A 12136-nucleotide genomic window follows, 5' to 3' on the forward strand; every position below is an offset into this window, starting at 1 on the left:
CGATTCGTGTGTCATCGCAGCGTAGAATCACACCCGATTCCGCAAGGCAATACCTATCTTAGCGCCTATGCCCTTTTGGGGAGGGTCGACGTAGCGTCGGGGTGGGGGTGCGGCGCCAAGATACCCCCACCCGCGCCTTCGGCGCGACCTCCCCACAAGGGGGAGGTAGGGGGACAGCGCCCTACTTCGGCCTCTTAAAGGCCTTGCGTTCCTTCTCCACCTGCTCCCGGCACACGCAGCCTTCGAGATGGTCGTTGACCAGACCCATCGCCTGCATGAAGGCGTAGACCGTCGTCGGGCCGACAAAGGTCCAGCCGCGCTTTTTCAACTCCTTCGAAATCCTGATCGAGACCCCTGTCGTCGGGTTGGCGCGTAGATGCGCCATGTCCACCACCGCCGGCCGCTCCTTCGGCCCCGGCTCGAACTTCCAGAACCAAGCGGCCAGCGAGCCGAACTCGTCGACCATTTCGCACGCCCGTTTGGCGTTGTTGATGGTCGAGACGATCTTGCCGCGGTGGCGGATGATGCCGGCATTGGCGACCAGGCGCTCGACATCCTCGTCGGTGAAGGCAGCGACCTTGTCGAAGTCGAAACCGGCGAAGGCCTCGCGGAAATTCTCGCGCTTGCGCAGAATGGTCAGCCAGGACAGGCCGGACTGAAAGCCTTCGAGGCAGATCTTTTCGAACAGCCTGCGGTCGTCGGCGACCGGCCGGCCCCATTCATGGTCGTGGTAGTGCAGATAGTCCGGCAGATTGCCGTGCCAGAAGCAGCGCGTGATCCCGTCGGAGCCGGTAAGCAGTCCGGTGTTGTCTTGCGCCATGGCCAATCCATCCGTTAACGCGCTTTCGCGCTGCATTTACCGCGGCTTTACCAGATTCCTGAACCCGGCGGTAACCACACCAAAAGGTTTACTGACAAAGCGGCATTTTACGCATTCCGATTCATGTTTCGGTTGTGGCTTCGCGCCAAGGATCGCGCAACCGGGGGCAAGTTCCGCCTCCGTCCGTTCGACGATCAAGGTGCGTTCCGATGAAGATCTTTTTGCGTTCCGTGCTCGGCGCCGTGGCCATTCTGGCCGCCGGCGTCACCTCGTCTGCCGCCAACGACCGCTATGCCGACAGGCCGCCGGTGATGGTGAGCCCCGACCTTTCCGCGCCCTGGGTGCTGCAGCTTGGCCGCGCGCCCGGCATCGTGCGGCAGAGCCGCCAGTTCGTGCAGCAGCAGCCACGCCTTCGCTATGCGCAGCCAGCGCGACCCGATCGGGTGCGCACTGCTTCCGTGCAGGCGCCGGCCAAGCGCGTGGTGATGCGGCCGCAGATCAATCCGCTCTATCTGCCGCAGGAAGTCGCCTATGACGGCCCGCAGAAGCCGGGCACGATCGTCATCGATACGACGCAGAACTTCCTGTTCCTGGTCGAGAAGAACGGCAAGGCGCGGCGCTATGGCGTCGGCACCGGCAAGCCTGGGTTCGAATGGTCTGGCACGCACAAGATCACCAACAAGCGCGTCTGGCCGGACTGGCGCCCGCCAGCGGAGATGATCAAGCGCGAGGCTGCCAGGGGCCGCTACCTCCCGACCTATCTGGCCGGTGGCGAAGAGAATCCGCTCGGCGCCCGCGCGCTCTATCTCGGCACGACGGAATACCGCATCCACGGCACCAACCAGCCATGGACCATCGGCGGCTCGGTATCTTCCGGCTGTATCCGCATGCGCAACGAGGACGTGGTTGACCTTTACGAGAGGGTCAATGTTGGAACGACCGTGGTCGTGATATAGTCGGCTACCGAATCATCTGGTTCAGAAGGCTAGACCTTCAGGGATCGGGAAGAGTTTACGGGGGACGGGCCGTGTGGGGATGCGGCCAGTCAGGAAAGGGCAGCCCGGGAAACCGCGCTGCCCTTTCTCTTTGCGGCTATAGCTGAGCCAGGCTGCGCCAGAACGTCGCGCCAGGGGGATGACGGTTCGCTTTCACGCTGCCTTGCCGCATTTCCCCTGCTATAGGGACGGCCAAACTCCCCTGCGCCAAACTCGCTGCAAAGGTTCAGCCATGTCTCCGCCAGACGATAGCCGCTATCTCCGGGGCGGCCCGGTCGCCCAGCGCATCATGGCATCCGTGCGCGAGGATGCCGCCATCGCCACCGCCGAAGGTTTTCCGCCCAAGCTGGTGTCGATCACCGTCGGCGATACCGCTGCCGTCGATGTCTATGTGCGCAACCAGCGCGCCAAGGCCGCGCTTGCCGGCATCGGTTTCGAGGAGCGGCGGTTCCCCGCCGACATCAGCGCCGGCGAACTCGAGGCGGCGATCCACGGCCTGAACGCCGACCCGCGCGTCACCGGCATCATCATCCAGCGGCCGGTGCCGGCGCATATCCCGATCAAGACGCTGCAAGCGGCGGTGCATCCACTGAAGGACGTCGAGGGCATGCATCCGGCGTCGATCGGCAATATCGTCTACAACCAGCTCGACCTCGCGCCTTGCACGGCTGCGGCCTCGGTCGAGCTGCTCAAGGAAACCGGCCTCGACCTCAAGGGGCTCGAAGTCGTCGTCGTCGGCCATTCCGAGATCGTCGGCAAGCCGATTGCCTTCCTGCTGATGAGCGAAGGCGCAACGGTGACGGTGTGCCATCACATGACGCGCTCGGTGGCGGCACATGCGCGCCGCGCCGATGCGCTGTTCGTCGCCGTCGGCAAGCCGCGGCTGATCAAGGCCGACATGGTGAAGCCCGGTGCGGCCGTCATCGACATCGGCATCAATTCCGAGATCGGCCCGGACGGCACGAGCCGCATCGTCGGCGACGTCGACACCGAGAGCGTGAAGGAAGTCGCGTCCTGGATCACGCCGGTGCCGGGCGGCGTCGGCCCGATCACTGTGGCGATCCTCTTGCGCAACACAATGGTCGCGCTCAGCCGCCAGCGCGCGCGCTACCAGGCGACGTATGGCGTGGTGGACCGGCTGGCAGCGGAATAGCTGCTTACTCGGCGGCGACCAGGTTTCCTTCGGAGACGCCCTCCGGCTTCGGACCACCATAGGCCCAGTCGAGCAGCTTGATCGTGTGCATCACCGGCAGCTTTGCAGCCGAAGCGATCTGGGTGATGCAGCCGATATTGCCTGTGGCAACGATCTCCGCGCCGGTGGCCTCGATGTTTTTCACCTTTCGGTCGCGCAGCTTCTCCGAAATCTCCGGCTGCAGGATGTTGTAGGTGCCGGCCGAGCCGCAGCACAGATGTCCCTCGCGCGGATCGCGCACGACGAAGCCGGCCCTGGCGAGCAATTCCTTCGGCTGGCGGGTGATCTTCTGGCCGTGCTGCATCGAGCAGGCGGAGTGATAGGCGACGACGGTGCCGGGTTTGCGCACCGGCTCGGGCAGGTCGAGGCTTGCGAGATATTCGGTAATGTCCCTGGCCAGCGCCGAGACCCGCGCGGCCTTGTCGGCATAGGCCGGATCGAGGCGCAGCATGAAGCCGTAATCCTTGATGGTTGTGCCGCAGCCCGATGCGGTGATGACGATGGCGTCGAGCCCGCCCTGGTCGATGGCACGCGTCCAGGCATCGACATTCTGCCGTGCCGAGGCAAGGGCTGCTGCCTCGCGGCCCATATGATGGACCAGCGCGCCGCAGCAGGCTTCGCCCTGCGGCACCACGACCTCGACGCCCAGCCGTGTCAGCAATGCAATCGTCGTCTCATTGATGGCGGGGTCGAGTACCGATTGGGCGCAGCCGGTGAGGATGGCGACGCGGCCTCTCTTCGTCCCCTGCCCGGCATGAATGCCGGAAGAGGCCATTGGCGAGACCGTCGGGATCGAGGCCGGTGCCAGCTTCAGCATCGCGCTGAGCGGCTTCAGGGCCGACACCTTTTCGAACAGACGAATGAATGGCTTGCCGAGTCTCGCCAATCTCAGCGCGGCGCGAAAGCGCGCGGGATAGGGCAGCACAAAGGCCAGCATGGCGCGGGTGAGCCGGTCGAGCAGCGGCCGCTTGTAAGTTTCCTCGATATGGGCGCGGGCATGGTCGACCAGATGCATGTAATTGACGCCCGACGGGCAGGTGGTCATGCAGGCCAGGCAGGACAGGCAGCGGTCGATATGGGTGACGATCTGCTTGTCGGCCGGGCGGCCGTTCTCCAGCATGTCCTTGATGAGATAGATGCGCCCGCGTGGCGAATCCAGCTCGTTGCCCAATGTCACATAGGTCGGGCAAGTGGCGGTGCAGAAGCCGCAATGCACGCATTTGCGCAGGATCTTCTCCGATTCCGCGACATGGGGATCGGCGAGCTGGGCAAGGGAGAAGTTAGTTTGCATTATCTTAGCCTTGGGCCATGCGGCCGGGATTGAGGATGGACTTGGGATCGAACTCGGCCTTGAGCCGCGCCGACAATGCGGCCTTATGCGGTGCCTGCGGCTCGAACACCGGAACGGCGGTGCGATGCGAAGGGGTGGCGCGCACCAGCGTCGCGTGGCCGCCGCCGTGCTTTTTGATCAGCCCGCGCAGCAGGGCGGCCTCGGGATCGCCCTCCTCCATGCGCAGCCAGACCAGCCCACCCTGCCAGTCGTAGAAGGCACTGACGCCGATCTGCATGCGCAGCGTCAGCACCATCTGGTGAGCCTGAGACGGCGCCATCGAAACGCGCCAGACCGGCTTTTCGCTACGGTCGGCGAATGGCGTGCAGTCCCTTATGTCACGCCAGAGGGCATGCGATGTCTCACCTGCGATCTCCTGCAGCGGGCCGGCATTTTTCAGCAGGGTCTTCAGCGCCTCAATGCGATAGGCGACCGATGGGCCAAACCCTTCGACGCGCAGCAGCGTTGCAGCGTCAGTGCCTAGACTGCCCCCGGCAATGCGCGCGGCGATGCGTTCGGGCAGATGGGCCGCGCTCGACACTTCGGCGCTGGAGCCGAGCGCCAGCGCCATGGCGGCAGAGGCGGCATCGTCGAGTAGGCCGCGCATGGCAAGCGTCACCTCGGTCTCGGCCGCCGGCAGCACCTTGAAGGTGACATCGGTGAACACGGCCAGCGTGCCCCAGCTGTTGGCCATCAGCTTCGACAGATCGTAGCCGGTGACATTCTTGACGACTCGGCCGCCGGACTTGAAAGCCTCGCCGCGTCCGGCAACCGCATTGATGCCCAGAATATGGTCTCGCGCAGCCCCCGCCTTCAGCCGGCGCGGACCGGACAGGTTCGCCGCGAGCACGCCGCCGATGGTGCCCTTGCCGGGCTCGCCGCCGAGTAAAGGACCGTAATCCATCGGTTCGAAGGCGAGCTGCTGGCCGTTTTCGGCGAGCAGGTTTTCGATCTCGGAAAGCGGCGTGCCGGCCTTGGCCGACAGCACCAACTCGGCCGGCTCGTAGAGGGTGACGCCGGTGAGCTTCGAAAGATCGAGCGTGTGTTCGCTCTGCTGTGGCCGGCCGATGCCGCGCTTGGAGCCGTGGCCGATGATTTCCAAAGGTGACTCTTCCGCCGCCGCCCATTGGACGGTGGAGAGGATCTCGGCCGATGTGGTGGGGGTGAAGGTCGTCATGGCGAAGATGGGTCGAGTTCCTTCGCGCCCCCATCAAAACCTCGGAATATCCGGAAATGCCAGCTGCCCCCGATGCACGTGCATGCGCCCAAGCTCCNGAGGATCTCGGCCGATGTGGTGGGGGTGAAGGTCGTCATGGCGAAGATGGGTCGAGTTCCTTCGCGCCCCCCTCTGTCCTGCCGGACATCTCCCCCACTTGGGGGGAGATTAGCAGCTTTGGCGACCGCGCCTCTCTAGCAACGTCGAAGGTTGGCGAAGGCAGAGATGACTGGTGATCTCCCCCCTTGTGGGTGAGATGTCCGGCAGGACAGAGGGGGGCGCGAAGGATCGCCGACGTGAGACATTCCGCCCCCATCAAAACCTCGGAATATCCGGAAATGCCAGCTGCCCCCGATGCACGTGCATGCGCCCAAGCTCNATTCCGCCCCCATCAAAACCTCGGAATATCCGGAAATGCCAGCTGCCCCCGATGCACGTGCATGCGCCCAAGCTCCGCACAGCGGCGCAGTTGTGGAAACACTTTTCCCGGGTTAAGCAGATGGTTGGGATCGAAGGCGCATTTGACGCGCATTTGTTGGTCGAGGTCGATCTGGTTGAACATTTCAGGCATCAAGTCGCGCTTCTCGACGCCGACGCCGTGCTCGCCGGTCAAGACGCCGCCGACCTTGACGCAGAGCCGCAAGATGTCGGCGCCAAAACTTTCCGCCTTGTCGAGTTCGCCCGGCACGTTGGCGTCGTAGAGGATCAGCGGATGCAGATTGCCGTCGCCGGCGTGGAAGACATTGGCGACGCCAAGGCCGTATTTTCCCGACAGTTCGCGCATGCCGGCGAGCACACGCGGCAATTCCTTGCGCGGGATGGTGCCATCCATGCAGTAATAATCGGGTGAGATGCGGCCGACCGCCGGGAAGGCCGCCTTGCGGCCGGCCCAGAAACTCAGCCGCTCCTGTTCGGATTGCGAGATGCGACAGGTGGTGGAGCCGTTCCTATAGGCGATCGCTTCGACGAGACCGATCAGGTGATCGACCTCGACGCCCGGCCCGTCGAGTTCGACGATCAGCAGCGCCTCGACATCAAGGGGGTAGCCAGCATGGACGAAATCCTCCGCGGCATGGATTGCCGGCCGGTCCATCATCTCCATGCCGCCGGGGATAATGCCGGCGCCGATGATGTCGGCGACGCACTGGCCGCCCTGCTCGCTGGTCGGAAAGCCGATCAGCAGAGCGCGGGCCGTCTCCGGCTTTTTCAGGATGCGCACGGTGACCTCGGTGACGACGCCGAGCAGGCCTTCGGACCCCGTCATGACGCCGAGGAGATCATAGCCTTCCGAGTCCAGATGATTGCCGCCAAGCCGCACCACCTCGCCGTTCATCAGCACCATCTCGATGCCGAGCACATTGTTGGCGGTCAGGCCGTATTTCAGGCAGTGCACGCCGCCGGAATTTTCCGCGACATTGCCGCCGATCGAGCAGGCGATCTGCGAGGATGGATCGGGCGCATAGTAGAAGCCCTCCTGCTCGACGGCGGTGGTGATGCCGAGATTGGTGACGCCGGGCTGAGCGACGACGACGCGATCGGGATAGTCGATGGCAAGGATGCGGTTGAAGCGGCTCATGACCAGCAGCACGGCATCCTCGAGCGGCAACGCGCCGCCGGAGAGCGAGGTGCCGGAGCCGCGCGGCACGACACGGATGTTGCGGTCGTTGCAGTATTTCAGCACCCGCGACACCTGCGCCACCGTTTCCGGCAGCACCACGACCAGCGGCAATTGCCGGTAGGCGGTGAGACCGTCGCTTTCGAAGGCGCGCATTTCGTTGGTGGCGTCGACGACGCCCTCGCCCGGCACGATGATGCGCATATCGGCGACGATCTCTGCGCGCCTTCGCATCGTGGCGTCGTCTGGCTTGGGCATGACAAGGCCGGACATTGGCGGCGTCCTCCGCTTGGCTGGTAAAAATCTTTTACCAGTTACATCCGGATGTTGCAAACACCGCGTCGGGCAAAGAGCGTACTGCCAGCCTTCCGCAGCGGCAATCTGCCGCTATGGATCTTAACCCTCCCCCTTGTGGGGAGGGTCGCGAACGCAGTGAGCGGGGTGGGGGTCCGCGCGACGAAAGCTCTTTACGAGCACCCTCACCCCGATCCGCTATGCGGATCGACCCTCCCCACAAGGGGGAGGGTAAAGTGCGCTCCTACTCCCCCGGATGTTTCGCCGGCTCGGAGTGCATCCGCCTGACTCGCCGCACGCCCCACCAGACCAGCAGGATGGCGACCGGCACCGCGACGGCCGTGACGACTTCCGGTGCAAAGGCATGGCCGAAGATCGAGGCGCCCTTGGCGAGATAGGAGATCAGGCCGACGACATAGTAGGACACTGCCGCCACCGACAGGCCTTCCACCGTCTGCTGCAGCCGCAGTTGCAGCCGGGCGCGGTTGTTCATCGACGCCAGCAGATCGCGGTTCTGCTTCTCGACCTCGACATCGACCCAGGTGCGCAGCAGCGTGGTGGCGCGGGTCAGTTTTCGCGACAGGTTGGCCTGGCGCTCCTCGACCGAACGGCAGGTGCGCATGGCGGGTGCCNGCCGCTCGACAACGATGCCGTCATAGGCGCGGCTGGCGCCGAAGCGATAGAGGCTGGAGGCGGCATCAGCCTCGAGTTCAGCGGCAAGCTCGGTCAGGTCGGCGAGCAGCGTCTGGCTGTCGCGGGTTTCAGCGACCTTCATTTCCAGCGTGGTCTGCGCCAGCCGGTCCTCGATGCGGCGGGCGCGGCCCGACAGCGTCAGCGCCAGCGGCAGGCCGAGCATGGCAAGCGTGCGATACGTCTCGACGTCGATCAGCCGCTGCGACAGCGCGCCGGTCCGCGCCGGCGTCAGGCCGCGATCAAGCACCAGGATGCGGGTCAGGCCGTCGCCGTCCTGGCGGAAATCGGTGACTATGGCCGCATTGCCGCGCTCGACCAGCGAATAGCAGAGGCTCGTCGGGTCGAAGGCCGCAATCAGCTTCTCGCTTGCCGGCGTCCATTTGCGGATCTCCAGCCTTATACCTGAGATCACCGTTCCCGGCGGCGAGAAGCCGTTGCCGAAAGGAGAATCCTCCTGCGCCCTGCTGCTTTCGGCCAGCGGCCCTTCCCACAGATAGGTCGAAAATTCCGTATGCCGCTCCCAGCGCAGCGTACCCTTGCCCCACTTCATGGCGTGGTGGCGGGCATGACGGTCGGGCGCCGCGATGCCGAGGCGCCGCGACAGTTCGGAGAGCACGGCCATGTCGACGCCGGAGCCGCCCTCGGTCATGAAGGCGAGTTGCACAAGCACGCGCGGCTTCTCGATCAGCGGATGCGGCCGGGCATGGACCTCGCCGATCGCGCCGGGCCGTCCCTCATGCGCGGGAAAGCCCATCACGCTGCCCTGGGCGCGCGGCTGGAATTCGAGGTTGGACGTCTCGTCCGACACGGTGGTCCCCCTGTTCTCGACCCTTCGTGTAATGGCGTCCTCTAAAGGCAATCCATGAGGCGCGTAAACACCAAAGTCTAGCATCGTAGGTCCTGCCGGCGCGACGCGCTGACCGACCCGATTGGGCGAATTGGATAAATAATTTGACCAGTTGGCGACGCTGGCTTTATCTTGCGCGACACCGGTTCAATTTCCCAGGCCCCCGTTGAGCGATGTTTTCTCCAGGATCGAGCATTCGCGCACCGCCGACGAGGTGGTGCAGCAGATCGAAAGCCTGATCCTTGAAGGCGTGCTGCGCACCGGCGACCGGCTGCCGGGCGAGCGCGAGCTGGCGCGCCAGTTCGACGTGTCGCGGCCGATCCTGCGCGATGCGCTGAAGGCGCTGGAAGGGCGCGGGCTGCTGATCACCAAGGCCGGCGGCGGCACCCATGTCGCCGACGTCATCGGCCAGTTGTTCACCAAGCCGGTGACCGACCTCATCTCGATGCACCGCAAGGCGGTGACCGACTATCTGGAATACCGCCGCGAGATCGAAGGTGTTGCGGCCGAATATGCGGCGCGGCGCGCGACAGCGGACGACATTGCGCTGCTCGACCGCATCATGGCGCGTATGGACGAGGCGCACCGCACCGGCGATTTCGACGACGAGGCGGAAATCGACGTCGAGTTCCACCATGCTGTGTGCGAATGCGCGCACAACATCATCCTCTTGCACACGCTGCGCTCCTGCTACCGGCTGCTGTCTGAAGGCGTGTTCCAGAACCGGCTTCTGGTGTTCAGCGTGCCCGGAGCGCGCGAGGCGCTGCTGGCCCAGCACGGCGCGATCTACAAAGCCGTGAAGGCCGGCGATCCCTCAGCTGCCCGCCAGGCGGCGATGGACCATATCTCCTATGTCGAGCGCTCGATGCTCGAGGCCGAACGCAGCGGCGACTGGCAGCGCGTGTCGCGGCTCAGGCTCAAGCAGCGCTCCGACGCCGACGACGGCTTCAAGACGACTGGCTAACGAGGAACCACCATGAGCGACATCCTCACCATTGCCGATCTCAAGGACCTGGCGCGCCGGCGGGTGCCGAAGATGTTCTACGACTATGCCGATTCCGGCGCCTGGACCGAAAGCACCTACCGCGCCAACGAGGAGGACTTCCAGAAGATAAAATTCCGTCAGCGCGTGCTGGTCGACATGAGCAACCGCTCGCTGGAATCGACGATGATCGGCGAGAAAGTGGCGATGCCGGTGGCGCTTGCCCCAACTGGAATGACCGGCATGCAGCATGCCGATGGCGAGATGCTGGCGGCGCAGGCGGCAGAGGAATTCGGCGTGCCGTTCACGCTGTCGACGATGAGCATCTGCTCGATCGAGGATGTCGCGTCGGTGACGAAGAAGCCGTTCTGGTTCCAGCTCTACGTGCTTCGCGACAAGGATTTCGTGCTCGGCCTGATCGACAGGGCGAAGGCTGCAAAATGCTCGGCGCTGGTGTTGACGCTCGACCTGCAGATCCTGGGGCAGCGCCACAAGGATGTCCGCAACGGGCTGTCGGCGCCGCCCAAGATGACGCTGGCCAACATTGCCAACATCGCCATGCGGCCGCGCTGGCTGATGGGCATTGCCGGCACCAAGCGCCGCACCTTCCGCAACATTGTCGGCCATGCCAAGGGCGTCGGCGACGTCGCTTCGCTGGCATCGTGGACGACGGAGCAGTTCGACCCGAACCTGTCGTGGAAGGACGTCGCCTGGATCAAGGAGCGCTGGGGCGGCAAGCTGATCCTGAAAGGTATTCTCGACAAGGAGGACGCGCTGATGGCGGTCGAGACCGGCGCCGACGCCATCATCGTTTCCAACCATGGCGGGCGCCAGCTCGACGGCGCATCGTCGTCAATCATGGCGCTGGAGGAGATCGCCGATGCCGTCGGCGACAGGATCGAGGTGCATATGGACGGCGGCATCCGCTCGGGCCAGGACGTGCTGAAGGCGCTTTGCCTCGGCGCCAAGGGCACCTATATCGGCCGCCCGTTCCTGTACGGGTTGGGCGCCATGGGCAAGCAAGGCGTGACCCTGGCGCTGGACATCATCCGCAAGGAGATGGACATCACGCTGGCACTGTGCGGCAAACGGCTGGTGACCGAGATGGGCAAGGACCAGTTGCGGCGATAGGGTCTTGTTCACCGATTAGACCCTAGCCTCGCTGGATCACGGAGACGAAGCCGCCTTGACCGAGACCGGCATCCACTACCTCGACGCGCGCGCGCCCGATGGCATGCGCCTCTATGCGATCGGCGACGTGCATGGCCGGCTCGATCTGCTCGCCGCCATGCATCGCCGCATCGAGAGCGAACTCGAATACAAGCCGACCAGCGATTGGCGCGTCATCCACCTCGGCGACTATGTCGACCGCGGACCAGAGTCCAAGGGCGTCATGGACTTCCTGATCGAGGCACAGAAACGCGATCCACGGCATCTGATGCTCGCCGGCAACCACGATATCGGCTTCCTCGACTTTCTCGACGAGCCTGACCCGGAAGGGCTGTTCATCCGCTATGGCGGCGTGCAGACGGCACAATCCTATGGCGTCGACCTAGCGGGACACGCAAGCTGGTTCGCCAAGGCCGAGGCGTTACGGCGGGGACACCAGGCACTGGTCAATGCTGTACCGCAAGCCCATGTCGACTTCCTGCGGTCGCTGCAATTGTCACTGATATCAGGTGATTTCTTCTTCTGCCATGCCGGCGTCAGGCCTGACGTGCCGCTGGAGAGCCAGAGCCCGCAGGATCTGGTCTGGATCCGCGACGTCTTCCACAACCATCCAGGGCTTTACCCGAAGGTGATCGTGCACGGCCACACACCGGTGCCGGAGGCGGAGGTGATGCCGAACCGCGTCAATGTCGACACGCTCGCCTGGCAGTCAGGCATGCTCAGCGCGCTCGCCGTGGACGGCGCGGACAAGCGTATCCTGACTGTGCAGGGAAAAGCGTTTTAGCGAAGCGCGGCGGTGACGCCGTAGCCGTCGACGGCCTGATGGTTGTTGGCTGCATCGGCGGAATAAATGCCGAGACCGCACAAAACGATGGCAGACAGCATGACAAAGGACAGAAGCGCTGCTTTCACGGACGTCATCTCTAGTTGAGCTTCCTGCATCTGGGCACGAGGCGGTTACCAATGCGTTGAAACAACGAAT

Annotated in this window: 11 protein-coding genes; 5 read left to right on the forward strand and 6 right to left on the reverse strand. The window is 64.3% G+C overall.

What is annotated here, in order from left to right; genetic code table 11:
* Nucleotides 1-181: 181 nt before the first annotated feature.
* Nucleotides 182-820: a DNA-3-methyladenine glycosylase I gene (locus X726_RS152070; RefSeq protein ID WP_023670545.1), complete on the reverse strand. Its 639-nt coding sequence runs from the start codon at nucleotides 818-820 to the stop codon at nucleotides 182-184.
* Between the two features lie 209 nt (nucleotides 821-1029).
* Between X726_RS152070 and X726_RS152065 the strand changes: the two genes are divergently transcribed.
* Both X726_RS152065 and X726_RS152060 read left to right on the forward strand, forming a co-directional pair.
* On the forward strand, nucleotides 1030-1776 hold the full coding sequence (locus X726_RS152065) for a L,D-transpeptidase (protein WP_023670546.1): 747 nt from the start codon (nucleotides 1030-1032) through the stop codon (nucleotides 1774-1776).
* 271 nt (nucleotides 1777-2047) lie between these two features.
* Nucleotides 2048-2968 carry a bifunctional 5,10-methylenetetrahydrofolate dehydrogenase/5,10-methenyltetrahydrofolate cyclohydrolase gene (locus X726_RS152060; protein ID WP_023670547.1) on the forward strand — a complete coding sequence of 307 codons (921 nt, stop codon included), beginning with the start codon at nucleotides 2048-2050 and terminating at the stop codon, nucleotides 2966-2968.
* Nucleotides 2969-2972: 4 nt separating this feature from the next.
* Here X726_RS152060 and glcF read toward each other — a convergent pair whose 3' ends face one another.
* From glcF to X726_RS152040, 4 genes are all read right to left on the reverse strand, one after another.
* On the reverse strand, nucleotides 2973-4298 hold the full coding sequence (glcF, locus tag X726_RS152055; protein ID WP_023670548.1) for a glycolate oxidase subunit GlcF: 1326 nt from the start codon (nucleotides 4296-4298) through the stop codon (nucleotides 2973-2975).
* Between the two features lie 4 nt (nucleotides 4299-4302).
* Entirely contained in the window at nucleotides 4303-5514 is a 1212-nt protein-coding gene (gene glcE, locus X726_RS152050) for a glycolate oxidase subunit GlcE (RefSeq protein WP_023670549.1), read from the reverse strand.
* Between the two features lie 430 nt (nucleotides 5515-5944).
* Nucleotides 5945-7441, reverse strand: a complete 1497-nt coding sequence (locus X726_RS152045) for an FAD-linked oxidase C-terminal domain-containing protein (RefSeq protein WP_023670550.1) — start codon at nucleotides 7439-7441, stop codon at nucleotides 5945-5947.
* 265 nt (nucleotides 7442-7706) lie between these two features.
* Nucleotides 7707-8963, reverse strand: coding sequence for a DUF3422 family protein (locus tag X726_RS152040; protein WP_023670551.1), 1257 nt, complete (start codon nucleotides 8961-8963; stop codon nucleotides 7707-7709).
* Nucleotides 8964-9168: 205 nt separating this feature from the next.
* Between X726_RS152040 and X726_RS152035 the strand changes: the two genes are divergently transcribed.
* Genes X726_RS152035 through X726_RS152025 form a run of 3 tightly spaced genes read left to right on the forward strand, consistent with a single transcriptional unit; the run spans nucleotide 9169 to nucleotide 11938 of the window.
* On the forward strand, nucleotides 9169-9966 hold the full coding sequence (locus X726_RS152035; RefSeq protein ID WP_023670552.1) for an FCD domain-containing protein: 798 nt from the start codon (nucleotides 9169-9171) through the stop codon (nucleotides 9964-9966).
* 12 nt (nucleotides 9967-9978) lie between these two features.
* Nucleotides 9979-11115, forward strand: a complete 1137-nt coding sequence (locus tag X726_RS152030; RefSeq protein ID WP_023670553.1) for an alpha-hydroxy acid oxidase — start codon at nucleotides 9979-9981, stop codon at nucleotides 11113-11115.
* Nucleotides 11116-11170: 55 nt separating this feature from the next.
* Nucleotides 11171-11938, forward strand: coding sequence for a metallophosphoesterase family protein (locus X726_RS152025; protein WP_023670554.1), 768 nt, complete (start codon nucleotides 11171-11173; stop codon nucleotides 11936-11938).
* Here the strand turns inward: X726_RS152025 and X726_RS1000000169060 are convergent.
* On the reverse strand, nucleotides 11935-12075 hold the full coding sequence (locus X726_RS1000000169060) for a hypothetical protein (RefSeq protein WP_006206855.1): 141 nt from the start codon (nucleotides 12073-12075) through the stop codon (nucleotides 11935-11937). The genes X726_RS152025 and X726_RS1000000169060 overlap by 4 nt on opposite strands.
* Nucleotides 12076-12136: the final 61 nt, after the last annotated feature.

Source organism: Mesorhizobium sp. LSJC285A00 (genome assembly GCF_000503155.1).
In the GTDB taxonomy this organism is placed as follows: Bacteria; Pseudomonadota; Alphaproteobacteria; order Rhizobiales; family Rhizobiaceae; genus Mesorhizobium.

Bases quoted from the DNA above. Each gene is read 5' to 3' on its own strand.
- X726_RS152070 (WP_023670545.1), bottom strand. From the start codon at position 820: ATGGCGCAAGACAACACCGGACTGCTTACCGGCTCCGACGGGATCACG.
- X726_RS152065 (WP_023670546.1), top strand. From the start codon at position 1,030: ATGAAGATCTTTTTGCGTTCCGTGCTCGGCGCCGTGGCCATTCTGGCC.
- X726_RS152060 (WP_023670547.1), top strand. From the start codon at position 2,048: ATGTCTCCGCCAGACGATAGCCGCTATCTCCGGGGCGGCCCGGTCGCC.
- glcF (WP_023670548.1), bottom strand. From the start codon at position 4,298: ATGCAAACTAACTTCTCCCTTGCCCAGCTCGCCGATCCCCATGTCGCG.
- glcE (WP_023670549.1), bottom strand. From the start codon at position 5,514: ATGACGACCTTCACCCCCACCACATCGGCCGAGATCCTCTCCACCGTC.
- X726_RS152045 (WP_023670550.1), bottom strand. From the start codon at position 7,441: ATGTCCGGCCTTGTCATGCCCAAGCCAGACGACGCCACGATGCGAAGG.
- X726_RS152030 (WP_023670553.1), top strand. From the start codon at position 9,979: ATGAGCGACATCCTCACCATTGCCGATCTCAAGGACCTGGCGCGCCGG.
- X726_RS1000000169060 (WP_006206855.1), bottom strand. From the start codon at position 12,075: ATGACGTCCGTGAAAGCAGCGCTTCTGTCCTTTGTCATGCTGTCTGCC.